At 59.8% G+C, this 24,943-nt stretch carries 22 protein-coding genes; 9 read left to right on the top strand and 13 right to left on the bottom strand.

Annotated elements, in window-relative coordinates:
* Positions 1 to 42: 42 nt before the first annotated feature.
* Entirely contained in the window at positions 43 to 1,086 is a 1,044-nt protein-coding gene (locus NW826_RS02360; protein ID WP_414332324.1) for a hypothetical protein, read from the top strand.
* Between the two features lie 95 nt (positions 1,087 to 1,181).
* On the opposite strand, the gene NW826_RS02355 is transcribed toward NW826_RS02360, so the two are convergent.
* Positions 1,182 to 1,397 carry a hypothetical protein gene (locus NW826_RS02355; protein ID WP_414509345.1) on the bottom strand — a complete coding sequence of 72 codons (216 nt, stop codon included), beginning with the start codon at positions 1,395 to 1,397 and terminating at the stop codon, positions 1,182 to 1,184.
* A gap of 26 nt (positions 1,398 to 1,423) precedes the next feature.
* Here NW826_RS02355 and NW826_RS02350 point away from each other — a divergent pair, with 26 nt between their 5' ends.
* Positions 1,424 to 2,674: an RNA-guided endonuclease InsQ/TnpB family protein gene (locus tag NW826_RS02350; RefSeq protein ID WP_414509344.1), complete on the top strand. Its 1,251-nt coding sequence runs from the start codon at positions 1,424 to 1,426 to the stop codon at positions 2,672 to 2,674.
* A 24-nt stretch (positions 2,675 to 2,698) separates the two neighbouring features.
* On the opposite strand, the gene NW826_RS02345 is transcribed toward NW826_RS02350, so the two are convergent.
* The 6 genes from NW826_RS02345 to NW826_RS02320 all read right to left on the bottom strand — a co-directional run bounded on the left by NW826_RS02345 (position 2,699) and on the right by NW826_RS02320 (position 10,506).
* Positions 2,699 to 4,438, bottom strand: a complete 1,740-nt coding sequence (locus NW826_RS02345) for an ArnT family glycosyltransferase (protein WP_414509343.1) — start codon at positions 4,436 to 4,438, stop codon at positions 2,699 to 2,701.
* Positions 4,439 to 4,520: 82 nt separating this feature from the next.
* A complete protein-coding gene (locus tag NW826_RS02340; protein WP_414509342.1) occupies positions 4,521 to 6,221 on the bottom strand; it encodes a DUF2254 family protein in 1,701 nt (566 codons plus the stop codon).
* 27 nt (positions 6,222 to 6,248) lie between these two features.
* Complete coding sequence (ftsY, locus tag NW826_RS02335) at positions 6,249 to 7,706, bottom strand: signal recognition particle-docking protein FtsY (protein ID WP_414509341.1); 1,458 nt, start codon at positions 7,704 to 7,706, stop codon at positions 6,249 to 6,251.
* A gap of 68 nt (positions 7,707 to 7,774) precedes the next feature.
* Positions 7,775 to 9,028 (bottom strand): RNA-guided endonuclease InsQ/TnpB family protein, encoded by a 1,254-nt coding sequence (locus NW826_RS02330; RefSeq protein WP_414509430.1) that lies wholly within the window; start codon positions 9,026 to 9,028, stop codon positions 7,775 to 7,777.
* A 104-nt stretch (positions 9,029 to 9,132) separates the two neighbouring features.
* On the bottom strand, positions 9,133 to 9,984 hold the full coding sequence (locus NW826_RS02325; RefSeq protein WP_414509340.1) for a DUF2993 domain-containing protein: 852 nt from the start codon (positions 9,982 to 9,984) through the stop codon (positions 9,133 to 9,135).
* Positions 9,985 to 10,044: 60 nt separating this feature from the next.
* Positions 10,045 to 10,506, bottom strand: coding sequence for a hypothetical protein (locus NW826_RS02320; protein WP_414335779.1), 462 nt, complete (start codon positions 10,504 to 10,506; stop codon positions 10,045 to 10,047).
* A 548-nt stretch (positions 10,507 to 11,054) separates the two neighbouring features.
* Between NW826_RS02320 and minC the strand changes: the two genes are divergently transcribed.
* From minC to NW826_RS02300, 4 genes are all read left to right on the top strand, one after another.
* Complete coding sequence (gene minC / locus NW826_RS02315; RefSeq protein ID WP_414341945.1) at positions 11,055 to 11,798, top strand: septum site-determining protein MinC; 744 nt, start codon at positions 11,055 to 11,057, stop codon at positions 11,796 to 11,798.
* Complete coding sequence (gene minD, locus NW826_RS02310; RefSeq protein WP_414337293.1) at positions 11,795 to 12,601, top strand: septum site-determining protein MinD; 807 nt, start codon at positions 11,795 to 11,797, stop codon at positions 12,599 to 12,601. Before minC ends, minD begins: the two co-directional genes overlap by 4 nt.
* Positions 12,602 to 12,681: 80 nt before the next feature.
* Positions 12,682 to 13,032, top strand: a complete 351-nt coding sequence (minE, locus tag NW826_RS02305; RefSeq protein ID WP_414335782.1) for a cell division topological specificity factor MinE — start codon at positions 12,682 to 12,684, stop codon at positions 13,030 to 13,032.
* 234 nt (positions 13,033 to 13,266) lie between these two features.
* A complete protein-coding gene (locus tag NW826_RS02300) occupies positions 13,267 to 15,450 on the top strand; it encodes a cation:proton antiporter (protein WP_414509339.1) in 2,184 nt (727 codons plus the stop codon).
* On the opposite strand, the gene NW826_RS02295 is transcribed toward NW826_RS02300, so the two are convergent.
* The 5 genes from NW826_RS02295 to NW826_RS02275 form a co-directional block, all read right to left on the bottom strand.
* On the bottom strand, positions 15,447 to 15,806 hold the full coding sequence (locus NW826_RS02295; protein WP_414509338.1) for a gamma-glutamylcyclotransferase: 360 nt from the start codon (positions 15,804 to 15,806) through the stop codon (positions 15,447 to 15,449). The two genes, NW826_RS02300 and NW826_RS02295, sit on opposite strands and share 4 nt — an antisense overlap.
* 21 nt (positions 15,807 to 15,827) lie before the next feature.
* The gene (gene plsY / locus NW826_RS02290) at positions 15,828 to 16,439 is read right to left on the bottom strand and encodes a glycerol-3-phosphate 1-O-acyltransferase PlsY (RefSeq protein WP_414335787.1); all 612 of its coding nucleotides are present in this window, start codon (positions 16,437 to 16,439) and stop codon (positions 15,828 to 15,830) included.
* A gap of 322 nt (positions 16,440 to 16,761) precedes the next feature.
* The gene (gyrB, locus tag NW826_RS02285; protein WP_414335672.1) at positions 16,762 to 18,690 is read right to left on the bottom strand and encodes a DNA topoisomerase (ATP-hydrolyzing) subunit B; all 1,929 of its coding nucleotides are present in this window, start codon (positions 18,688 to 18,690) and stop codon (positions 16,762 to 16,764) included.
* A 202-nt stretch (positions 18,691 to 18,892) separates the two neighbouring features.
* The gene (gene rimM / locus NW826_RS02280; protein WP_414335673.1) at positions 18,893 to 19,444 is read right to left on the bottom strand and encodes a ribosome maturation factor RimM; all 552 of its coding nucleotides are present in this window, start codon (positions 19,442 to 19,444) and stop codon (positions 18,893 to 18,895) included.
* 3 nt (positions 19,445 to 19,447) lie between these two features.
* The gene (locus tag NW826_RS02275; protein WP_414337296.1) at positions 19,448 to 20,404 is read right to left on the bottom strand and encodes an SPFH domain-containing protein; all 957 of its coding nucleotides are present in this window, start codon (positions 20,402 to 20,404) and stop codon (positions 19,448 to 19,450) included.
* A 206-nt stretch (positions 20,405 to 20,610) separates the two neighbouring features.
* Between NW826_RS02275 and NW826_RS02270 the strand changes: the two genes are divergently transcribed.
* The 3 genes from NW826_RS02270 (at position 20,611) to leuC (ending at position 24,307) form a co-directional block, all read left to right on the top strand.
* The gene (locus NW826_RS02270) at positions 20,611 to 21,603 is read left to right on the top strand and encodes an NAD(P)/FAD-dependent oxidoreductase (protein ID WP_414347596.1); all 993 of its coding nucleotides are present in this window, start codon (positions 20,611 to 20,613) and stop codon (positions 21,601 to 21,603) included.
* Between the two features lie 79 nt (positions 21,604 to 21,682).
* Positions 21,683 to 22,771 carry a polysaccharide deacetylase family protein gene (locus NW826_RS02265; RefSeq protein ID WP_414335678.1) on the top strand — a complete coding sequence of 363 codons (1,089 nt, stop codon included), beginning with the start codon at positions 21,683 to 21,685 and terminating at the stop codon, positions 22,769 to 22,771.
* A gap of 132 nt (positions 22,772 to 22,903) precedes the next feature.
* A complete protein-coding gene (gene leuC, locus NW826_RS02260) occupies positions 22,904 to 24,307 on the top strand; it encodes a 3-isopropylmalate dehydratase large subunit (RefSeq protein ID WP_414335680.1) in 1,404 nt (467 codons plus the stop codon).
* Positions 24,308 to 24,382: 75 nt separating this feature from the next.
* Here the strand turns inward: leuC and NW826_RS02255 are convergent, their stop codons facing one another.
* Positions 24,383 to 24,868: a 2Fe-2S iron-sulfur cluster-binding protein gene (locus tag NW826_RS02255; RefSeq protein WP_414335682.1), complete on the bottom strand. Its 486-nt coding sequence runs from the start codon at positions 24,866 to 24,868 to the stop codon at positions 24,383 to 24,385.
* Between the last annotated feature and the right edge of the window lie 75 nt (positions 24,869 to 24,943).

Below are 24,943 nucleotides of genomic sequence, written 5' to 3'. Positions count from 1 at the left end.
CAAGTGAGGTCGAGCCCAAAGGATGAGCCACGGTCGGGGGGGATGTTGCCGGCTCTGATGGTGATGCTGGCTTTGCTGCTGCTCGGTGTTGGATGTGCTGGCCAGGGGGAATCTGTCGCCCCGGTGTTGATCCCTCTCCCGCCGCAAGCGGGAACTGAGTCGATTCCCATGCCGGTGCGCACGCTGGGCAACAGCCGCTTTAAGTTGCTCGGCTTGAACGTGGGGGTGGCCGGGGCCGGCGCGGAGTTGCTCTTGGACACCGGCTCGGCAGGTCTGCGCATTGTATCGGCGGCGGCAGGTCGCTTCGGCCTAGAACGGACGGAGATCCCTTCTACCGTCACCTTTGCCGATGGCACCCAGTTTGTCGGCGTATTGGCCCGTGCCCCCTTCAGCATCGGCGGGATCCCCAGTCGAGAGCCGGTAACGATTCAGTTGATCGACCGCATCGCCTGTGTGGACGCGCTGGTAGCCAATTGCTCAGACAACCTGTTTGGGGTGGGGCGGCCTTTTGCCGGGATCCTGGGCACGTCCCTCGATGAGCGCAGCCCCGATCCGGAGCTGTTCAGTCCGCTCACCCGTCTGCCGGGCAATTTTCGCTCCGGGTACATGATCCAAACGGGCGGCTTCAACTCCACCCAGGGCCTTTTCACGGTTGGCCTGACGGACAACAACACCGCCGGCTTTAACTTCCGGCAGTTTCCCCAAGTGGGGAGCTTTCCCGATGGCACCCCCATCTGGCGGGATGAGGCTTTGCAAGTGGCCTACAGCATCAGCAATACTTCCATCCAAAATGCCCTCAGCCCCACCCAGTTCGACAGCGGCTCTTCCGACATTTTCCTCAACGTCAGGCTGTTGGGAGCAGCTCCCTTCTCCACCTCGACTCTCCCCCCTGGGGCGGAATGGCGAGCAGTGTTGGAGGGGGCTTTCGACTACCGTATTCGAGTTGGCTTTCCGATTACGCCCAGTCGAGATCGAATTTTTGTGAGCGGCAACCAGGGGGTGCAACTGTTGGGCATGCCGCTGTTTTTCAACACTGATGTTGCCTTTGATGTTGAACGGGGTCGGGTCGGCTTTCGCGTGCGTTGAAAAAAAAGAGCTTGTTGCAGACTGTTGCACGGCTGGCCAGATCCAGCTAGCTTTCCCCGGTACCGGCCACATTTCGAGCGGTACTGAAAGGGCAATTAAGGGTTCTGCTTCCCTTTGGTCAGGAAATAGCGGCGGCTGATCCCCTGGGTCAACAAGACAAACAACACCAGGGATCCCTGAATGATGCCGGCCAGCGAAGACTCCAGTTGCAAAGAGAGAGGCAGTTGCAAGCTGCCGATGTTGAGGCTGACGGAGTCATTGCGTCCGGAGGAATGCGAGTCCGGCGTAGGTACGGAGCCGGGCAGTAACATAGTATCTGTTGAGATAGAATAGGAGCATGCACCAAGTCCTGACTATCTCCTGCAGGCTCAAGGTGTCTGCTTCGCAAGCCGCCAAGCTGGATGCGACGCTAGACGCTTTTGCACAAGCCTTGAACTGGGTGAATGAGAACACGCCGGAGAAGATAGTCAACGCCGTCAAGCTCCAATCTCTCTGCTACCGCGAGATCCGTACCCGCTTCGGGCTATCCAGCAACCTGGCACAACAGGTGTGCAGGCGGGTTGCTGGCTTGCGCAAGGTTGCCCGGCAAAAGAACCGTCCGGTCAAAGCGTTCAAGGGGGGTTTTGTGACCTATGACGCCCGCATCTTCTCTTTCCGCGAGAAGGACTGGACGGTGTCGCTAACCACCGTTGAGGGGCGGGAACGCTTTGAGTTGGCAATTGGCAACTACCAGCGGGGCGTGTTGGCAGGCACCAATCCCAAAGCGGCCACGCTCATCAAACGCAAAGATGGTTCTTACTACATCCAAATTTGCGTGGAGCGCGACCCACCGGAGCCACGAGACACCACCGAGGCGATTGGGGTGGACTTGGGTAGGAGAGATATTGCTCATACCAAGGACTCCGTCCCGCTGACGCGAACAGAAGGAGACCACTGGAATGGACAGCAGTTGAACCAGGTCAGAGACCACTACTCCCGCTTGAGAGCGGCTCTGCAACGCAAGGCCGGTAAGGGCACACGCAGCACTCGGCGCAGGTGTCGGCAACTGCTGCAACGGCTGTCTGGTCGGGAGAGACGCTTTCAAGCTTGGGTGAACCATCGCATCTCCAAGTCCATTGTTGCTAGGGCACTGGCCACCCACCGTTTTATTGCCTTGGAAGACCTGACCGGGATCCGGGAGCGTACCAACCAACAGCCACGCAGCAAGACGGAGCGGCGGCGGGCGAACAGTGAGGCCTACGGCCCGCTAGCGCGAGGGGCGTTCTACCAGTTGCGGCAGTTTGTGCACTACAAGGCCGCCAGAGCAGGGGTGAAGGTTGTGGTGGTGCCGCCTGCCTACAGCTCGCAGACCTGCCACCGGTGTTTGTGGCTTGGGCAACGGGAAGGGAAGCATTTTCGTTGTGTGAACCCGGCCTGTGGTTGGGAAGGGGATGCAGATTTGAACGGTGCCAACATTGCCCTTTTGGGGGTCGCTGTAAACCGGCCCAGAGGCCCGTGGTTGGCTTGCCAACTGCAGGGCTACCCTTCGCGTCAGCGGCGCGGAGCGCTTAAGCCCGCTCCGTACCGCTTAGCGGTCGGAGTCGGGTAGTTTACAGTTTTGATCGTAAACGCCTCAGGAAGGCTCCCCGCTGGCCGCATCTGAGAGGGAGCGGTGCACCAGTTGCCAGCCCTCCACCTCGGCCAAAGGCTGCAGTCCCAAGTCTTCGATGTCAACCTGTTCTGCCTGCACAGGGGATACCCAAAGGTAGTCTCCATGCTCCCCTTGTTGCAGAGCCTGATCATCCACCCATCTTCCCGGATTGGGCGTATAAAAGGCGATGGCCTGCGCCTGACAGACATCCGGCAAGCCGCTGCGGCCAATATCCACCACGGGAAAACCAGTGTCTGCAGATCCCAGCATCTGTTTCCAGTCCATCTGGGCAAAAGCAGGGCTGAAATTGCCGAAGTCAGGCCGCAGGAGGATGCTCACCATGGCGAGAATCCCGGCAGCTAGGAGTGTGCCCAGCCAGAGCTCCCCGGCATGGTGCAGCACCCGCCGCCAGCTCCAGATCCCTGGCAGCAAGAGGTACAAAAGACCCATCACCACCAGAGGCCAGGCATGGGGTTGTAGGAGCTGCAGACCGTCTACGCCCAGGCGGACGGCTACCCCCAAACCCAAAAGCAGCAGCCCTACCGCCGCTAACCCCCAGGAGAGCACCTGGGCCAGGTGGGGTCTGTCTCGCCGAGAACCTCGTCCCGCTGTCCCAGTCGAGGCGGTGCGGAGCGGAAACGGCAGAGCTTGATCGAGGACCACCCCCGCCAGCAGAGCTAGCCAGGGATAGAGCTGCACCGTGTAGTAGGGGGTTTTGGTGGGATAAAGCTGCAATAGAACCAAAAGCAGCAGGGGAAAAGACCAGATCAACAAAGTGGATGCCGGCTTTTGCCGCACCAAGAGAATTCCTCCCACCACCCCCAAAACCGTCCAAGGAAAGCCGTGGGCCGGGATGTGCCAAAAGTAGTACCAGCCGGTGGCATCGGCATGGAAGGGTTCTTGCCCCAGATCCCACACCTTTCCCACCAAGGTGGCCAGCACCTCGGAACCGTATATCCCCATGGCCGGCACCAGCCAGAGGCCAAAGATCCCCAGGCCCAGCAACATCCCCAGCCAAAAGGGGGCGGATCCCAGCCAGTGGCGCCGCTGCTGCACCCAGTAAGGGATCAAAGCCGCTGCCGGCAGCAGGATCATGGCGCTCTTCATCAAAAGGCCCAGCCCAAAGGCCACCCCCACCAGCCAAAACCAAACTGGGTGGCCGCGGCTGCCGTTCACCAGCCCCAGGATCCCCAAGAGCTCCAGGCAGGTCAGGGGCACATCTTGCCCCACCAGCCGCCCCTGCTGTACCCAGAGGTAGCAGAGGGGCAAAACCGCCATGCCCAGCAGGGCCGCCCGTGTCGGCAAAAAAGCCCGCCCAATCCAGCCCACCAGAGGAATGGAGAGCAAAGCGGCCAGGATCCCGGGCAGCCGAGCCGCCCATTCGTTGATGCCGTAGAGGGCAAAGCTGAGGGCCACGCTCCAGGTGAGCAGAGGCGGTTTCTCGAAAAAAGGCTCCCCCAAAAAAGTCGGCCCCAGCCAGTTGCTCCCCCACAGCAGCTCGCGGGCCATCTGGGCATAAAAGCTCTCGTCGCAGCCAGCCAAACTGGGATCCGCCCCCGAAAGCACAAACAGGGGCACCGCCAGGCCCATGATCAACAGGCTCAGGCTCCAAAAGGGCAACAGGTGCGGGTCGCGGCGAAACTGGACAAAAGAGCTGGTTGCCGGCAGGGATCCTCGGCTGGGAGAACTGCCCAGACGGTTAGGTTGGCCGAAAGGACACATGAGACAAGCCTTCTGGAACGACACCAAGGGGCGGCTCTGACCAAACTAAACTAAACCCTGCGGTAAAGAGATCTGGCTTTTTTTACGGAAGCTCCAGGGATCTAGAGGCGCTCTCCAGCTTATCTGCCAGAGAGGTCAAGCCCTGAAACCAGCCGAAAAACTGCTCGGCATAGGGTTGCAGGGCCGGTTCGAGGTAGTAGAAGTTCTCCCCCCGGTCGGTGAACTCCCAAAACTCCGCAGCCGTAGAGAGCAGCTCTTGGCGGATGCTCTGCAGGCGCGCCGAGGGCTCGTGCTGCATATCCCTGTAGATCAACTTGGCCAAATCCTCCCGCCCACGGCTGAGAAAGTAAGCCGCCAGCCGCACCTGGGTTTTGCGGATCCCGCGCAAGGTATTCTCCTGTTGCTCGCTTTCGGGGTCTTGGTCTAGGCGTAACAAAGCCTGCACAATGGCTTCGGTTGTTTCCGACTGCAGAGCACAGCTCAACTGGGCCAGCCTTCCCAGATCGAAGCCAAAGGTTTCCGAAAGGAAAAAGAGGCCGGCCTTGTAGGCAGTCAAGCTGTAGTAGCGAAAGTAGTCAACAATCTGCAAGACCAGGGCCGACTGACGGTGGTGTAGGGCTGCCTCGGCCAGCAGGCGGTATTGCTTGAGCAGGTTGTAGCCACCGCGGATGTCGCGCGCGTTGATGACAGCCCGCAGGTAGGTGTTGAAAAACTTGATCACCCACCCCGCTACCGTGAGTCGTTGGGTTTCCAGGGCGCGGATCCCCAGCTCCCGGCTGTGAATGGCCACCAGGGTGCTCGCCTGCTGCATGCCGTTTAGCCCCTCGACAAACAAGGCCTGATACTGCCGCAAGATCTTCAGCTCCAGCCAGGATCTCTCTGCCTCGATCTGGCTCAATAGGCCCTTATCCACCGAAGCAAAGTCCGGATCCCGCTGCAGAGCCGCGGTCAAGAGAAACCAGGTGGGGTGCAGTTGTGCTTTGTGCTCGGCATAGAAGATCCATAGAGACTTTAGACTATCCAACGCTTCCAAGAAAATGCTTCCTTCCTGTTGGCGGAGAGCGCTGGTGGCGATGCTTTTGATCTCATCGAGGGCAGCAAGGCAGCGCTGATGAGCTGGCGAACATTGGCCTGTTGGAGAGTGCTGCTCTGTTGCCACACCACGCCGACGCCAGCGAGAGAAACGACTCTCCTCGAACCCGAAATCAGATCCCAATCTTCTGGAGACAAGGGATCCCAGGACGGCCTGCCGCACCTGCTGCTCAATGCGACGGATGATCGAGGTCGGTTGCAAGAAGTTAAACACAAAGCGAAAGTAGGGGATCAGCACCAAAAACGAAGCTGTGCCCAGCAGCAGGTTCAGCCCGATGAGCAGCCCCGGATGTCCGCTGGCGGGATCGTAAAAGCTCAGGGCTATCGAGCTCCACAAACTGACCACATTGGCCAGGATCAGGAAAAAGAAGAGATAGAAGTTGACCTGCTCGCGCAAAAACAGCTCGGTGACCTTCGGGGTGAAGCGATCCGCGCTCAACTGCACCACAATGGCCACCACCGAGAGGGTAACGCCCAACACCCCCGACAACACCTGGGTCAAGGTGGCTACAAATTCTTGCAAAGCCTCTGCATCCTGGGTGGATCCCGTCCAGGCCAGGTTCAACCCGCTCTGGATCCAGCGGTGCCCACCCCAGGCCCAAAGCAAACCTGCTCCCACCCCCGCAGCGCTCCAGGGCAGAAGGCGAGGGCGACGCCCAACACAGTTGGGAGCTGTGTGTGTCTCTTTCACGGTGGCTTTTCCCAGAAAGGGGGCGCCTCAATACTCGCTCAGGAGAGCTTCCACAAACTCATAGCTGGAAAAAGGCCGCAGATCTTCCAGCCCCTCGCCGGCGCCGATGAAGCGGATGGGCAAGTGCATCTGTTGTGTAATGGCCAGGGCAATGCCCCCCTTGGCGGTGCTATCCAGCTTGGTCAGGATCACGCCGCTCAGCTTGGCCACTTCGGAAAACACCGCCGCTTGGCGCAAGCCGTTTTGCCCTTGGGTGGCATCCAGCACCAGCAGGCTTTCCACCTTGGCTTCAGGAGCTTTTTTGTCGATGATGCGGCGGATCTTGGCCAGCTCCTCCATCAGGTTTTTCTTGTTTTGCAGACGGCCCGCCGTATCCACCAAGAGCAGCTCGGTGCCCCTGGCCTGGGCGGCTGTGATGGCGTCAAAGACCACCGCCGCCGGGTCAGCATTGGGAGAAGGATTGGCGATCACCTCTACCCCCGCTCGTTCTGCCCAAACCTTGAGCTGCTCCACCGCGGCAGCCCGGAAGGTGTCGGCAGCGGCGATCAAGCAGCGGTACCCAGACTCGCGGGCCACATGGGCAATTTTGCCGATGGTGGTGGTTTTGCCCGCTCCATTCACCCCGACAATCAGCCAAATGTTGAGCGTGCCCCGTTGCGGCGCAAAGGTGGGATCCCCTACCGTCAACATCTGGCGCATCTGCTGCTTGAGGTATTTGACCGCCTCCTCCGGCGGCACCACCTCCTCGCGCATGCGCTTTTGTAGGGCTTGGATGATCCGCTCGGTGGCATCGATCCCCACATCGGCCTGCAGCAACAGGGCCTCAATTTCTTCTACAGCTTTCTGGTCGAGGGGGCCACGGCCTACCAGGGCCTTCAATTGGTTGATTAGGTTGAGGCGGGTTTTGCCCAAGCCTCGCCGCAGCTTTTGCAGCCAAGAGATCTCTTCTACGGAGATCTCTTCCGGTTTGCGCCCTTGGGCCGCCAAGATCTCGGCTGACCAGCGGAAGCCTTCATCGAAGACCAGCTCTTCCGGCCCGGTCTCGGGAGAGGGAGCGACGGCTGGGGTCATCGGCTCCGGCTCTTCCACAGCGCTGGCTTGCAGGGCTTGCAGACGCTCGGCAGCACGGGGAGCCAGATCGAAAAACGAGGGAGCTGCCGCCGGCTGCACAGAGGGTGATTCTGGAGATACCGGTTCTTTTGTTGGAATAGGCTCCGGAGGCGAGGCCGGTGGCTGTGGCTGGAGAGCTTCTGCAGGGATCCCTTCTATTTGCCCATCTGTTTGCTCAAGCGGGACGGAGTCCTTGGCTGGGGCCTCCTGGCCAGCGGCACGGGCCTTCAGGTTGGCATAGGCGGCTTTGGCGAAGGCCAAATAGTCTTCGGGGGAGATCTCCGCTGGCTTCGTGGCCGACGTGGGGTCTGGTGGCGAAGGCTTTGCTTCACCAGGGGAGTCGGTATAGCGGCGGCGAAACCAATCGAAGGCCATAATCCCAATCTCCAGCCAGACTGTTTTTTTCCAGTTTGACAGAGCAGACCTTAGAGCGCAGCCGTAAACTACCCGACTCCGACCGCTAAGCGATACGGAGCGGGCTTCTGGTAGCCCTGCAGTTGGCAAGCCAACCACGGGCCTCTAGGCCGGTTTACAGCGACCCCCAAAAGCGCAATCACGTTGGCACCGTTCAAATCTGCATCCCCTTCCCAGCCACAGGCCGGGTTCACACAACGAAAACGCTTCCCTTCCCGTTGCCCAAGCCACAAACACCGGTGGCAGGTCTGCGAGCTGTAGGCAGGCGGCACCACCACAACCTTCACCCCTGCTCTGGCGGCCTTGTAGTGCACAAACTGCCGCAACTGGTAGAACGCCCCTCGCGCTAGCGGGCCGTAGGCCTCACTGTTCGCCCGCCGCCGCTCCGTCTTGCTGCGTGGCTGTTGGTTGGTACGCTCCCGGATCCCGGTCAGGTCTTCCAAGGCAATAAAACGGTGGGTGGCCAGTGCCCTAGCAACAATGGACTTGGAGATGCGATGGTTCACCCAAGCTTGAAAGCGTCTCTCCCGACCAGACAGCCGTTGCAGCAGTTGCCGACACCTGCGCCGAGTGCTGCGTGTGCCCTTACCGGCCTTGCGTTGCAGAGCCGCTCTCAAGCGGGAGTAGTGGTCTCTGACCTGGTTCAACTGCTGTCCATTCCAGTGGTCTCCTTCTGTTCGCGTCAGCGGGACGGAGTCCTTGGTATGGGCAATATCTCTCCTACCCAAGTCCACACCAATCGCCCTGGTGGTGTCTTGTGGCTCCGGTGGGTCCTGCTCCACGCCAATCTGGATGAAGTAGGAACCATCTTTGCGCTTGATGAGCGTGGCCGCTTTGGGATGAGAACCGGCCAGCATGCCGCGCTGGTAGTGACCTACATTCAGCTCAAAGCGTTCGCGTCCCTCGACGGTGGTCAGCGACACCGTCCAGTCCTTCTCGCGGAAAGAGAAGATGCGGGCGTCATAGGTAACAAAGCCAGACTTGAACGCTTTGACCGGACGATTCTTTTGCTGGGCAACCTTGCGGGCACCGGCCAACCTTCTGCACACCTGTTGGGCCAGGTTGCTGGATAGCCCAAAGCGGGTACGAATTGCGCGGTAGCAGAGCGATTGAAGCTTGACTGGGTTGACCACCTTCTCTGGTGTGTTTTGGTTGACCCAGTAAGGCCTACGGCCCGCTGGCGCGAGGAGTGCTTGTGCAAAAGCCGACAAGGTTGCCTCTAGCTTCACGGCTTGCGAAGCAGACACCTTGAGCTTGCAGGAGATAGTCAGGACTTGGGCCATGTCACGATTATCCGTCGTCCGCATTCCTCCCGACCCTGACCGGCCCGCCTTCCCCCCGTATACGGGTGGACAGAGGGGGGTACAGGGCGGGGCTCCTGCGGTTTCTAGCTGAAGATTGCATCCATGCTCAACCGGGATCTCTGGCCGTCCGCGTCAGGGATCATGATCTTCTCCAGCGTCTCCACCCGCACAAACCCAATCACCTGCAATTGGTCAGGTTCTATCTCTAGGCTGAGCACCCGCAGCAGGATCCCGATCTCTTCCAGCTCTTGCAGGTCAAACACCTTATTGAGCCCGCCCAAGAAGGCTGCTGAGATCTCATCGGGAACCCGTACAGAACCGATGACAAACTCCGGATTCTCCAGCTTGAGGCTGCGCCCTTCTTCCACCCGGATCCCGGCGTTGAACACCACTTCGACCGACTGCTCGGTGCCGCCGTCCCGCTCCACCAAGAGGGCAGAAAGCTGAATACGGCTGGGATCCAAAAACTCGACGCGGGGCTGACGCAGGTCAAAACGGCGAGCTTCCCTGCCAGCTCCGCCAAAGGGCAGATCTGCTTGAATATCCTGAAACTGGCGGAGCACCTCTGGCAGGTTGAGGGCAGCATTCAAGTCCTCTTCTCGCACCACCACCCGCACCGCAGCTTGCAGAGGTCGCGCCAGGCGCAGGGGAGCCCCCTGAAAAAAAGAGGGATCGATCGCCACCGGATCGGTTTCCAACTCGAGAAGCTCAAGGCGGGGGAAAGGGGCCCGATACAGCCCGCGACCGGCAATCAGCAGGCGATCCGCTTGGCCCTTCAGCAGACGGTAGTTGGGCCGGCTTTGGATGCGCACCTCCAAAACCTCGGCCCGATCCAACTGATCCAGCAAAAGCTGCCGTGCCGTCTGATCTGCCAGATAGCCTGCTCCTCCTCCCAAGCCTGCCAACAGCCCCACGAGAATCGCCAGGAGCTCCATACTCACCACCCTGATGCGCCCCAGCCCAGGTTAGCAAAGGGGCCATCTTGGGGATCCCGGCTAGCGCAGCACCTTGAGGGGACTGGCCTCGATGGGGCGGTTGCCCAGGAAGGTTTTGGCAATTTTCAGGCCATCGGCCATCACCGGACGATTGAGAGCGGGATCATGGATGAATTTGGCCCCCGAGGCAACCGTTGGGCGCCCCTCGCCCCAGGTATCCACAACCTTAAGAGTTGCGGCGGCAACCGGACGTCCGTCGGCATAGTAATCTACCACCTTCAGGGTCGAAGCCCCCACCGGACGGTGGTCGATCTCGATCTTGCTGAACTTGACAGGGCTGGGGAAGACGGGCGGGCCGGATCTCTCCGTCAGCAGTACCGGCATCTGAGCAGAGGCCCCCTCAGCAGGCAGAGGAGCCAGGTTCAGAGGGCTACCCATCTGCGTTGGCGAGACGGAGTCCTTTCCCACAGAAGAGGCTTCTTGCTCTGGAAGCGTGCTGGAATGACCATTGGGAACGGCCATAAGAATCTCCCAAGTTGATAGAAAAACAAACCAAACAGGACGGGAAAGGATCTAGACCCAGTGGGGCGCTGCAGAAGAGCCGTACAGCTCAGCCAGGCTAAAGTTGACCTCTTCAAATCCAAGCTAAGCCGAAATCTAAAAAGATTATAAACCAAACTTGGATATGGGATCCGCTGGGCACAGCTCGGCGCTCTCTTCAAACTGACCCTGTGTTCTGCTCTTGAGCTCATGGTTGTCCAGATGCAACCCATTGAACACCCCTGCGCAAGACCCAAAAGGGTTGGTACACTAGCGCTGGAGTGAGTTGGCCAGATCGATGGCGGGGATCCCTCATGTCTGTTGGCCCTGGGCTATAGGGTAAAACCGGCAGCACAGGCAAGATCTCGATTTCGGTGCGCTGGGTTTGGGGGAGAGATTGCGCAGGCCAAGTGGAGCTGCCGGAGCTGACTAGGCCATGCTGAGCGATTTGGCCAAAAATTGCACCATACCCCTGGGGAAGAATGGAATAGGATGAGGCTCTATATTCGGGCAAATGTTCAGGCGCCGTCATGATGGGATCCCCTACATGGAACCCTGAAATCTCCCCGCTTACCCCATCTCCAGACTCCTGGGCTACGGGCAGTGTGTACTTTCGCTCGGATGCCCAAGGGATCCATCTGCACCTGCCCAGCACCCTGACCTGGGAAGAAGTTTGGGAGAACTTGGTGTGGCAGTTGCGCAGCCGCAAACCCCACTGGGCAGGAGTGGCCCCCCTGACCCTGTGGTGCCAAGGGCGAGAGCTGGACATGCCTGCCTTACAAATCCTTGCTGCCCTGTTGTCCCAGCATGGACTGCAACTGTGGCGCGTCCAAACCGGATCCCGCTCGACGGCGATTGCGGCGGCGACGCTGGGCTATTCTGTGGAACAATCTTCCCCCTTAGAGGCGATTCCCCCTGTCCCCCCGGATACCACCCCCCTCTACCTGCGATCCACAGTGCGCTCGGGAATGTCCGTGCGCCACCGCGGCTCGGTCTTCTTGCTGGGGGATCTCAACCCTGGCGGCGAGATCATTGCGGGCGGAGACATTTGGGTTTGGGGACGTCTGCGAGGGCTGGTGCATGCCGGCGCCGAGGGAGATAGGAGTGCTGTGATCTTGGCTTTGCAGTTGGAGCCGACTCAGTTGCGCATTGCCGATCAGGTGGCCCGTCCACCCGAGGGTGGATCCCCCCCCGACACGCCAGAGGTGGTTTACTTGCAGGAGGATGCCATCTGCATTGCCAGCCTTCAGGATTTTCTGCGGAGGGGGGTATGAGCCGAGTCATTGTCGTAACCTCTGGCAAAGGCGGGGTGGGCAAAACCACCCTAACGGCCAACCTGGGCACTGCCTTGGCGCGCTTGGGTCGCTCGGTGGTGGTGGTGGATGCCGACTTTGGCCTGCGCAACCTGGACTTGTTGCTGGGGCTGGAGAATCGGGTGGTGTACACGGCTCTAGAGGTGATTGCGGGGGAATGTCGCCTTGAACAAGCGTTGGTGAAAGACAAACGCACCCCCAATCTCTCGCTGTTGCCAGCAGCCCAAACCCGCAACAAAACGGCGGCCAACCCAGATCAGATGCGCCAGTTGATCGAGAAGCTGGCCGGCAGCCACGACTATGTGCTGATCGACTGCCCGGCAGGGATCGAACAGGGGTTTCGCAATGCCATCGCGGGGGCCGGCGAGGCACTCATCGTCACCACCCCGGAGGTGGCGGCAGTGCGGGATGCAGATCGCGTAGTGGGCTTGTTGGAAGCTGCACAAATTGCACCGACCCAGCTTATCGTCAACCGCCTGCGCCCCGATATGGTGGTAGCCGGCCAGATGATGTCGGTGGAAGACGTGGTGGAGGTGCTGGCCATCCCCTTGGTGGGTATCATTCCAGAAGACCGGGAGGTGATCGTCTCCACCAACAAAGGGGAGCCCCTAGTCCTCTCGGCCAACCCAACTCTGGCTGCTCAGGCCATCCAGCGCATTGCCCGACGGCTGGAAGGGGAGACGGTGGAATTCCCCAAGTTGGCCAGCTTGGGTGAGTCTTTCTGGGAAAAAGCCAAGCGGTTTTTAAACCAAAAGGTGCTTTGAATGGCTCTTCTGCCTGATTTGGATTGGGTTTGCCCATCCCCATTCGCCTTGACGACTGACTCCAGCTACCGCTAAGGCCCATGCTTCTCGATTTCTTAGATCAGCTTTTCTCCCGCCACTCCGGCAGCAGCCGCGAGCAGGCCAAGCAACGCCTGAAACTGATCTTGGCCCACGACCGCACCGACCTCACCCCGGCAGCCTTGGAAGCGATGCGGCTGGAGATTTTGGGGGTGGTGTCCCGCTATGTGGAGCTGGATGCGGAGGGGCTGCAATTTCACTTGGCGGCAGAAGGGGGGACGACGGCCCTGATCGCCAACCTGCCTATTCGTCGTGTCAAGCCCCTGGCGGAGGCCGGCCCCTGCCAAGAGGACAGCCTGCAACAGGGAGCTGCCCCCTCCGAGGGCGGCCATTTGAGTTCACCTTCGGCCTGAGCTACCCTAGACTCAAGGAGCAGTAACTTCAAGGTGTTACATAAAAGTGTTACATTCGGCCAGAGTTTGCCTGTTCGTCAAGATGCTTTCTCGCTGCTCCCACCTGTGTCTGTCCCGGCCCGGAGCGACTTGTAGTTGTTAACAGCCTGTTCATGTCAACCTTCTGTGGCCCCAACGCTAACCAAGACAGAACTGCTGGGACAGAGTTCTCGCTAAGGGAGGTTGAGCCTCGGCATGGAAAACTCCTTTGAGCTGACGATCCTGTTTACGCTGGCCCTAGTGGCCGGGATCGCAGCTCAAGTCCTGGCCAATTTTGTCAAGGTGCCCAGCATTGTTTTCCTGCTCCTGTTTGGGGTGCTGCTGGGCCCGGATGGCCTGAGCTGGGTTCACCCCCAGGTTATGGGATCCGGGCTGGAGGCGCTGGTGTCGTTGGCGGTGGCTCTGATCCTGTTTGAGGGGGGGCTGAACCTGCGGCTGCAACGCCTCAACCAAGTCTCCGATAGCCTGCGCAATTTGGTGTTGTTGGGATCCCTGCTGACCTTGGGAGGGGGGGCGCTGGCGGCCCACTATTTGGGGGAGTTTCCCTGGCCCCTGGCCTTTTTGTTCGGATCCCTGGTGGTGGTGACGGGGCCGACGGTGATTAACCCCATCCTGAAGCGGGTACGGGTCGATTCCGCCGTCAGCACCCTGCTGGAAGGGGAAGGGGTGCTCATCGATCCGGTGGGGGCCATCTTGGCGGTGGTGGTGCTGCAGGTGGTGCTTTCTGGCCACCCCAGCTTCCTCATGGCCTTGGAGCAGTTGTCCAGCCGCTTGGCCATTGGGTCGGCGGTGGGGGCGCTGGGGGGCTGGCTAATGGGATCCTTTCTGCTCTGGTCGCGGCAGTTTTTGACGGAAGAGCTGCGCAACTCGGTGGTGCTGGCGGGGGCGCTGGGGGTGTTTGCCCTGGCCCAGTCGCTGCGCTCCGAGGCGGGGCTGATGGCGGTGGTGATGGCGGGCCTGGTGGTGCGGCAGAAGGCGGCCATTGCCGAGCGGAGCGTGCGCCAGTTCCACGGCCAGTTGGTGGTGGTCGCTATCTCGGTATTGTTTATCCTGCTCACGTCCACCCTCTCTCTGAAGGCGGTATTTGCTCTGGGCTGGGGAGCGTTGGCCACGGTGCTCTGCCTGATGCTGGTGGTGCGCCCCTTGAGCGTGTGGCTGTGTACCTGGCGCAGCGACCTCAATTGGCGGCAGAAGCTGTTTGTGGCCTGGCTGGCCCCCCGCGGCATTGTGGCGGCTTCGGTGGCCTCTTTGTTTGCCATTTTGCTCACCGAGCGGGGCATTACCGGGGGAGATGCCCTCAAGGCGCTGGTGTTTTTGACCATCTCGCTCACGGTGACGGTGCAGGGGCTGACCGCCGCCTGGGTGGCCCGCTGGCTGGGCTTGGATCAGGGCAGTTCTACGGTGATCGTCGGCAACCATCCGCTGGTCGACCAGTTGGCCCAGTTGCTGCGCTCCCTCAACCAGGCGGTGGAGGTGCTGCCACTGCCGTCGGGATCCCGTCTGCGCGAGCCTGTCGGCCCAGCCGAGCTCAACGGCCACAAAGCCGGCCATACCTCAGGGCCCCAGCCCCCCACCAGCAATGGGCTCTCCAAAGCTCTGCCCGTTCGCGTCAGCGGGACGGAGTCCTTGGAGGAACCTGGCCAGGTGCTTCCCGGATCTTTGCAGGAAGCCGTGCTGAGCGAGTCAGCCTTCTTGAAAGCCGATATCGACCATGCGGAGACGCTGCTGATCCTGACTTTGGATCCCCAGATGAACTGGGCCATTGCCGAGTTGATGGTGAAGCTCTCGGTTTCCGCTGCCATCTGGACGGTATTGCTGCCGGAGATGCCCATCTCAGAAGGGATCCGCACCCTGCCGATCCCCTTTTCCCAACTGCAGCGCTGGGCCGGCTACCTGGAGGCCAACCGGGCCGAGTTGCGCTCGATCACCCTGCCCACCTTGGCGGATCTGGGTCTGAAGCCCCCCCAATTGACAGTGGCCTCGGCCCAGGAGTCGATCTCGGCGGCGCGCTCAGCTCTGCTCAACCCCTTTTCAGCCCAGATGGAAGTGGAGGATCCCACGTTGGAGCGGCTGCGGGATCAGTTTGCCTACCGCATCAAAGCCGATCTTTGCCTGCCTTTGTTGCTGGTGCGCCCGCAGCGCTTGGGGGGCTGGTTCCGGGAGGGAGGCGGATCGTCTCAACTGGGCCGGTTGTTTTACCTGCCTGAGCCGGACGTTTGGCGACGCGGAGATCGCATCTACTACCTGGAGCGCACGTCCAGCCCTGTAGAGGCCGCTGCTCCCTTTGCCAGAGAGTCGGATCCCCCGGAATGGGATCCACCCTCAGCCGAGTTACTGCCCCAGTATGTTGAGGGCGTCAAGCTCCACTTTGATCTCTAGGGATCTCGAGGCAGCCAGCGGCCACTGGGGATGAGCGAGCACCCCTGCACCTGCTTGGGCCGACCTAGGTATACCCAGGCCGAGGTGCCGCTCTCCAATTGCACCCACCGTCGTTCGTACAGCCGCGGGTGATCTTCCAGCTCGTCTAGGCGGGGTAACAGGCTCAAGGGAATGCGGTAGCGCTCGCCGTAGAGCCGATTTTGGCCAGGAACCGCCATCGGGTAGGGGCCGAGATCGTAGAGGTCGATGTGGTTGAGGCTGTCGGTTCCCAAAAACTCTGCTCCTTGCAGCAGGCTGTGGTACTGGCCACCCCGCAGCAGGGATCCGTAAACGAAAACCACTGTCGTCTGTTCCATCGTGCTCTGGGACAGGGTGAATTAGGGAGATTGGGCCAATTTTTGGCCGATGCGCGGCTCCGAGCCGGCCAGCAGGCGCTCGATGTTGCGTCGATGAGCCCCGATCACATACACTCCGCCCGCCAAGGCAAACAACACATAGGGCAGAGGCTGAGCCATTGCCCACATCAGCAGCGGCGCCACCACCGCCGCCAGCAAAGAGCTGAAGGAGACAATGCGGGTGAGGGCGATCCCCAGTAGCCAGACTCCGCAAGTGGCCAGCGCCACCGGCCAAGCCATAGCCAACAAGATCCCCAGGCTGGTGGCCACCGATTTGCCCCCCTTGAAGCCCAGCCAACAGGAGCGGCTATGGCCGATCACCGCCCCCAGGGCCGCTACGACCACCCACCACGGCGATCCCAAAGCCGATCCCAGGGCCACCGCTGCCGCCCCTTTGGCAGCATCCACCAGCAACACCAGCAGCGCCGGCCCCTTGCCCAGCGTCCGCAACACATTGGTTGCCCCCGTCGAGCCGGATCCCTGTTGGCGGAGGTCGATGCCGCCCCACCAACGGCCTACCCAGTAGCCAGTGGGGATGGATCCCAGGAGATAGCCCCCCAGCGCCGCCAGGAGAGCCGCAAACAATGTAGGCATGGCCGGATCTTGAACGCTCTTCCCTCACTTTGCCACATGGCTTGAGCTGCAACTGCCTTGACCTATTCATGAAACGTTTCTCTACGTCGTTATTGCTACGCAACGCTGTCGCGAACACGCCTATCCCTAACTCCCCTCTCCCTCAGGGAGAGGGGTCGGGGGTGAGGGCTGCTCCCTCAGGGAGAGGGGTCGGGGGTGGTCGCGTGAGCGGCGCGGAGCGCTTGGGCCAGCGGCAAAGTGTCTTAGATCCTGTTGGAAACGACTGTAACTGCCGACAGTGGAGAGCGACCCTCCTCCAGAGGGCAAAGCTTCCCGCCATCGGCTAGATATCCAGAGCCGCCAGATCCAGATGGGCACTGTGAGCCTCAATAAACTCCCGTCGGGGGCCGACAGCATCTCCCATCAAGATGGTGAAAATGCGATCCGCCTCCACCGCATCTTCAATGGTGATCTGTTTGAGGGTGCGCGTTGCCGGGTTCATGGTGGTCTCCCAAAGTTGTTCGGGCATCATTTCCCCCAGACCCTTGAACCGTTGGATAGTGTACTTGGCGTTGGCCGGCAATCCCCGCACGATCTGATCCTTCTCGGCGTCGCTGTAGCAATAGCGAACATTATTGCGGCCCCACTCGATTTTGTAAAGCGGCGGACAGGCGATATAGACATAGCCCTGTTCCAGAAGGGCCTTTTGATAGCGGTAGAAAAAGGTCAGCAACAGGGTGCGAATGTGGCTGCCGTCCACGTCGGCATCGGTCATGAGGATGATGCGGTGGTAGCGCAGTTGGCTGGGATCAAATTCATCGCCTTTAACCCCCAACCCCAGCGCCGTGATCATCGCCTGAATCTCGGCATTTTTGTAGATCTTGGCGGGATCTGCCTTTTCGATGTTGAGGATCTTGCCGCGCAAAGGCAGTACCGCCTGAAACTGCCGATCCCGACCTTGTTTGGCGCTGCCCCCCGCCGAGTCGCCTTCCACCAAATACACCTCGGATTCGGCCGGGTCACGGCAACTGCAATCGGCCAACTTCCCCGGCAGCGTGGAAGATTCCAGAGCGGATTTGCGCCGCACCAATTCCCTGGCCCGCCGGGCTGCTTCGGCAGCGTTGAAGGACTGGATGGCTTTATCGACGATCCCCCTGGCCACGTTGGGGTTGAACTCCAGATACTCCGCCAGCGCCTCGGAGACGAGGGTCTGGACAATGCCCCGCACCTCCGTGTTGCCCAACTTGGTTTTGGTCTGCCCCTCAAACTCGGGGTTGGGTACTTTGACCGAGACGATAGCCGTCAGCCCCTCCCGCACGTTTTCTCCGGCCAGGTTGCTGTCAGAATCTTTGAGTTTGTTGAGCTTGCGGGCTTGGCTGTTGATGGTGAGGGTAAGAGAGGCTTTCAGGCCCTCCAAGTGGGTGCCCCCCTCGGTGGTGCGGATGTTGTTGGCAAAGCCGATCAACGTGTCGGTATAGACATCCGAGCACCACTGCAGCGCCACTTCCACCTCGACGCCATCCCGCTCCCCCCGTATGTAGATGATGTCGGAGTGAATGGGGGTTTTTTCGTGGTTGATGAAGGCTACATATTCCTTGATGCCGCCCGCATACTGATAGGTTTCGCGGTGCGGTGGATCCCGCCGCAGGTCGGTGAAGGTAATTTTCAGGCCAGCGTTGAGGTAGGCCAACTCGCGAAAGCGGGCCGCCAACAGAGCATAGTCGAACTCTCGCTCGGGAAAGATCAGCCCATCCGGCTTGAAGCGCACCTCTGTACCCCGCCGGTTGGATCCCTGGGGTTGCGGCTCGGATTGCAAGGATCCCACCACCGCCCCGCGCTCAAACCGCTGAAAGTGAACCTTGCCCTCCCGCCAAACCGTCACCTCCACCCATTCGGAGAGGGCATTTACCACCGACACCCCTACCCCGTGCAGCCCGCCGGAGACCTTATAACCGCCGCCGCCGAACTTGCCCCCCGCGTGCAACACCGTCAGCACCGTCACCAGGGCCGACTGCCCAGTTTTGGGATGAATATCCACCGGAATGCCGCGGCCATTGTCCAAAACAGACACCGAGCCATCGGGGTAGAGGGTAATCTGAATATCGTCGCAATAGCCGGCCAAAGCCTCATCGACGGAGTTGTCCACCACCTCGTACACCAAATGGTGCAACCCCTTGGGCCCGGTGGAACCAATGTACATGCCAGGCCGCTTGCGCACAGCCTCCAAGCCTTCCAAAACTTGGATCTGCTCTGCACCGTAGTTTTCCGTCATTCGCAACTCCAATCCTGAAGAAGACCCCCAGCCAAGATCCACAGAAACCCAGAAAATTGACCTTAAAGGCCAGGAGTGAGTCTAGTATCCCAAAAAACTGCCCCTATGGTAGCACAAAAGGCTAGAATAGCCACACAGACGCTTCTGGGGGCCGAGTTCAGGAGGGGATGCAGGTAGAGAAATCAGTCTATCTCTCCAGACCCTAACCCAGAAAGCTCTCCACCAACCCCGGCGGCGGCTGTACCTGAAGCGTGCCTTTTTCCAAATCCACAACGGGCACCAGGGCTTTTACAAAAGGGATCAACACCTGTCGGCGGTCAGGGGTTGTTATCTCCAGCACATCCTGGCCGGCGGCCAAAATCCCCGAAACCTGTCCCAGCAGCTCTCCTTGGTGATAGACGGCCAAGCCGATGAGATCGCGGTAGTGGTACTCCTCCGGCTGGAGGGGCAAGCGGTGGGAAGCCGGCACCAGCACCTTGGCTCCCACCCAAACCTCTGCCGCCGTTCGATCGGGGATCCCTTCCAGTCGCACCAAGTAAAGGCCCTTAGCCGGGAAAAATTGCCCCTCGATCAAAGGATGTAGTAGGGGCTCCGGATCCGCATCCCGCTGCAGCCAACGGGGCCCCGGCTGGGTGAGTCGCTCCGGGAAATCTGACCAGCACTTGACCCGCAGCCAGCCCCGCAGGCCATGGGCCGCCACCACCTGCCCCACCAGCAGCCAAGCAGGAGCTCCTTCCTGGGCTGAAGCCACCATGGTTTAGTCGAGCCGAGGAAGATCCACCTCAGTTGGGAAAGCAGCGGAGGTGCGCAACGGTTGCGATCCGGAGCCCTGTCCGCTTTTGGCAACGTCCACCATGGAGACCAATCCTTGCAGGGTGCCGGGGATGGAGTTGGGATCCATAAAGATCACCTTCGAGCTGGGACTGCTGCCCACCTTGAAACCCATATCGATGTAGTTTTGCGCCATCAGGTATTGCAGCGCATTGACTGCCTCCGGGTTCTCCTGCAGAGTGGCGGCAATGGTTTTGATGGCCTCAGCCGTACCCTCGGCCAGCAGCAGCCGCTCCCGCTTCTCGGCCTCTGCTCGCAACAACTGTGCCTTAGCAGCCCCTGCCGCCTGATTGATGCTGGCCTGCTGTTCCCCTTCCGACTTGAGGATGGCGGCCCGCTTTTCCCGTTCGGCAGCCATTTGCTTTTCCATCGAGTCTTGCACCGTCTTAGAGGGCTGGATATCCCTGACTTCTACGCGGGTGATCTTGATCCCCCAGGGATCGGTGGCCTCGTCCAGTTCTGTCAAAAGGCGGGCGTTGATCTCGGCACGGGAGGAAAAGGTTTGATCCAAGTCCATGCGGCCAATTTCGGCGCGCAAGGCCGTCAGCACCAGATTAATCAAAGCCCGTTGCACATCCTCCACTGCATAGCGGGCCTTGATCATATCAGTGATGCGCCAATAAACCACTGCATCGGCCATCAGCGAAACGTTGTCGCTGGTGATGCACTGCTGCGGTGGCACGTCCAGTACCTTCTCGCGAATGGTTTCCTGGAAAACAATTCTGTCGAGGGGGGGGAGAATAACGTGCAGCCCTGGGGTTAGCTTGCGGTGAAACCGGCCCAAACGCTCTACCAGTGCCTCATACCCCTGGCTGATGATCTTGACCGAGTTGAACAGGTAGCCAATGAAGATGAGGGCAATGGCCGCTAAGATGCCTGGCATAAGGTTCTTCTCCTGACAGAGAGTTCAGCCCCTATTCTAGACGGTTGTTGGAACTGATCCCTTCACCTCGACACGCCTTAATAGAGACATGATGCATGAACAGGATAAGCAGACCTTCGGGACATATGGATTTTCTTAAGGTTTTTGGATCCGCGACCGACGACTTGAAGGTTACCCAGTAGAAAGCTTACGAGAGGATGCCATCTATGAAGCTGAACAGCAAGAACCTAGAAGTTGGCTTGAACAAAATCTACGATGTCATTGTCGCCGGCGGCGGCGCAGGGGGGTTGTCGGCGGCGATCTATCTGGCTCGCTACGGCTTGAGCTGCCTGGTCGTAGAAAAAGGCAGAGGCCGCTCTTTTTGGATGCAGGATTTGCGCAATTATCTCGGCCTACCTCCGACCACGCCAGGGCGGGAGCTGTTGCGACAGGGAAGGGAGCACGCCCTCAGCTTGGGGATGGACTATCTGTGGGGCTATGTGGAAGATGTGAAGGATGAGGGAGAGCTTTTTGCCGTCAAGGTCAAGGTGGGAAAAGTCAACAGCCTCTACCCCGTTTTTCGCAGCCGATATTTGATTGCAGCAACGGGCATCATCGACCATTTGCCGCAATTGCCCGACATGCAAAATGTTTACGAGTATGCAGGCTACTCGCTGCATGTTTGTATGATCTGCGATGGCCATGAAATGCGGGATCAAAAGGCGGTTTTGATCGTCGGCTCCGAGGCTCAAATCAACACCGCTTTTGTCCTCAACTGGTTTACGCCTTATATCTCGGTGTTGACCCACGGCCTCTGCTCGGTTGGCCCTGAAATGCGCCAAAAACTGGCCGAACACGGCTATCCCCTCTACGAAGCTCCCATTCGCCGTTTTTGGGGAGAAAACCACCAGATGAGAGGGGTAGAGCTGGAGGATGGCACCTACATTGAGGCTACCACCGGCTTGGTGGCGATGGGAGCCAAATACCACAACGACTACTTGAAAGGGATCCCTGACTTGAAATGGCAAGGGGAGAGTCTGCTCACCGACGAGTGGTGCCGCACTGCCCACCCGCGCCTGTTTGCGCTCGGGGATTTGAAGCAGGGCCTGAACCAGGTGTCAATTGCGGTTGCCGATGGCACCCTGGCTGCCACAGCCATCTGGCGGGACATCCGCCGCGCCTCTCCTGCTCGTAAATGGGAAGAGCGCCTGCGCTCATAAGTTGAGCTCATCCTGCTCTCTCTGGAGAGTTGGGGTAGCCTTCTGCCCTATGATTGTTGCGAAAGCCCCGGCAACTTCCATGCATTCTCTGAAAGCGGCGATCTTTTTCTTGGTTTTCCTATTGGTGGGGCTGTACTACTACGCGGTGGAGGCCCAACCGCTTTTCGATCTCAACCTAACCCTGACCTCAGAATACGACCCCGTTCTCCCGATTGAGAGCGTTCGAGTCGTGCGCGGCAGCAACCCGCAAGATCTCCTCATTTATTTGTCGGCTCCCTCTGCTGCTTGGGTTCATCAAGAGCGGGTGAACGGGCATTATTTGATCGACATTCCCTATGCCGTGATTACCCGTTCGACCCTTGTTGAGGTGCCTGCGGAGCTGCCCTATCGGCTGAGCTGGGGCAACCAGGACGAGCACACCGGGCGCCTGTTGATCACCCCTGCTCCCCCTCATGTGGAGGTGGTGCTGCAACACGGCTGGGCGGCAGATCCCAATTGGCTTGATCCTTGGGAAAACAGCCAGCCTTTGCCCCTGCCTTTGGAAGAGGTGCTGGAGCCCTTATTAGAGGTGCCGCCCCGTTCTGCTTTCCTCACCATTGACGATGGGCCCTGGCCACAGTCCACCCCTCGCCTTTTAGAGGTTTTGGATCAGCTACAGATTCCGGCCACCTTCTTTCTTATCGGCAATCATGTCTCTCAATTTCCAGAGTTGGCCCAATCCATTCGGGCTCACCACCACACCATAGCCAACCATACGTTTACTCACGATTATCGACGCCTCTACAGCAGTGACGCGATCTTCTATGCCGAGGTGGATCAGACAACGCAACTGCTGAAAACGTTGCATTTGGATCCCCAACTGGTGGTTCGGCCGCCGGGAGGTTTTCGTCTCGATTCGGCTTTACGGCGTTCTTTGGAGCAGGCAGGGTATCGCGTTCTTTACTGGAACATGAGCCCAGAAGATGCCTATGCCGGCCAAACGGCGGCCCAACTGTTGGAACGCGTTCAAGCCCAGTTGCAGGTGTTCAAGAATTCGGATCAACCCCTGGTTTTGCTGCTGCACGATCGCTGGCCCCATACCGCCGAGGCCCTGCCGAATATCGTCGCCGCCATTGAAGAGGCAGGCTATCGCTTTTTGCCCTGGCCGGCTTTCAGGGATCCCGCTTGAAGGCGACTCTTCTCATCGGCTACCGCAGGAGTTTCCTGGCCAGAGAACTGAGGTGCGAAAGCCTGTACCTTGACAAGCTTTCCCCCAGGTAGCACATTGAAGGGTTACAGGAATTGGCTACAGGCCGGGAAGATGAGCGAGAGGACACTATTCGACAAGGTATGGGATGCTCACACGGTGCGGATGTTGCCCTCGGGGCAGACGCAGTTGTTCATCGGCCTGCACTTGATCCACGAGGTCACCAGCCCGCAAGCTTTTGCCATGCTGCGGGAGCGTCATCTGCCGGTTCTGTTCCCGGAGCGGACGGTGGCTACAGTGGATCACATCATTCCCACCGACGGCCGGGCGCGGCCTTTTGCCGATCCCTTGGCGGAGGAGATGATCCAGGAATTGGAGCGCAACTGTCGGCAACATGGCATTCGCTTCTACAACAGCGGCTCCGGTCGGCAGGGGATCGTGCATGTCATCGCGCCGGAGCAAGGGCTGACGCAGCCGGGGATGACCATTGCCTGCGGCGATAGCCACACGTCCACCCATGGGGCCTTTGGGGCGATTGCCTTCGGCATCGGCACCAGCCAGGTGCGGGACGTGTTGGCCACCCAAACCTTAGCTTTGTCCAAACTCAAGGTGCGCCGCATCGAGATCCAGGGCACGTTGGGGCCGGGGGTTTACGCTAAGGATGTTATCCTGCACATCATCCGCCGGCTGGGGGTCAAAGGCGGGGTGGGCTACGCCTACGAGTACGGCGGCAGCGCCATCGAGGCCATGAGTATGGAAGAGCGCATGACCCTCTGCAACATGTCCATCGAGGGGGGAGCCCGCTGCGGCTACGTCAATCCCGATGCGGTAACCTTTGAGTATCTAAAGGGGCGGGAGTTCGCTCCCCAGGGATCTGACTGGGAAGAGGCAGTGGCCTGGTGGAAAAGCCTGGCCAGTGACCCCGATGCGGTCTATGACGACGTGGTCGTGTTCCAAGCTGCCGACATTGCCCCGACGGTTACTTGGGGGATCACCCCCGGCCAGGGTATTGGCGTGGATGAGCGGATCCCGGCTCCCGAGGAGCTGCCGGAAAGCGAGCGGGAACTGGCCCAAGAGGCCTATGCTTACATGGATTTGCAGCCGGGGGATCCCATTGTGGGGACGCCGGTGGATGTCTGCTTCATTGGCAGTTGCACCAATGGCCGCTTAAGCGACCTGCGGGAGGCGGCCAAGATCGCCAAGGGGCGGCGGGTGGCGCCTGGGGTGAAGGCGTTTGTAGTACCCGGCTCGGAGCGGGTCAAGCAGGAGGCCGAACAGGAGGGCCTGCGGGAGATCTTTGAGGCAGCAGGGTTTGAGTGGCGGGATCCCGGCTGCTCCATGTGTTTGGCGATGAACCCGGATCGGTTGGTGGGGCGCCAGATCAGCGCCTCTTCTTCCAACCGCAACTTTAAGGGCCGTCAGGGATCCCCTACCGGGCGCACCCTGCTCATGAGCCCGGCCATGGTGGCGGCAGCGGCCGTGAGCGGCAAAGTGGTGGATGTGCGAACGCTGCTTTGAAACCGTGACGTACTCCCGCGCTCATGCTGACGCATAGAGTGCGGGCTTCAAGGACTACGTTCCGCTTCGCGAACACTAAAAATCTCGGCTGCTGCGAGTCAAAGCCTCTTGGATATCCAGATCCAGATCCCTCACCGATTCCAGCACCGAGCGCGTAATCAGCTTGCCTTGCTGGACCAAAATCGCGCCGGTTACAGGGTGCAAGAGCGGCTGTTCGGCCCGCCGCCCGATCAACGCCTCGATATCCTTAAAGGCATTGATGTACATCCCCGCCGGCAATTCCACCACCACCCCTTCTCCCAGGACCCGCGCTTGGCAGGCCAGTCGGGAATTGGGCTTGCAAGTGGTGATCACCTCCAGAGTGCGCTGCTCCCGCTTGGTGACCGGCGAGAGAGACTCCATCCCCTCTTTCACATACACATGGCAGGTGGCACAGAGGCCGCGCCCGCCGCACTCTTTCAACACATTCAGCTCTTCTTGCAGCAGCACCGAGAGCAAATTGCTGTTGGTGGCAATCTCAGACACCTGGGCAATGGGATCCAATCGCACGCGCTTGACCATAGTTCTCCTCTGTTACATGCCTTAACATTAGCTTGCCCAGGCGAGGGATCCTAGCGCTCTCTGCCTTGTATTATT

Source organism: Synechococcus sp. OH20, assembly GCF_047502685.1.
GTDB lineage: Bacteria > Cyanobacteriota > Cyanobacteriia > Thermostichales > Thermostichaceae > Thermostichus.
The sequence above is the reverse complement of the archived record's forward strand: the minus strand, read 5'-3'. Positions and strand labels throughout refer to the sequence as shown.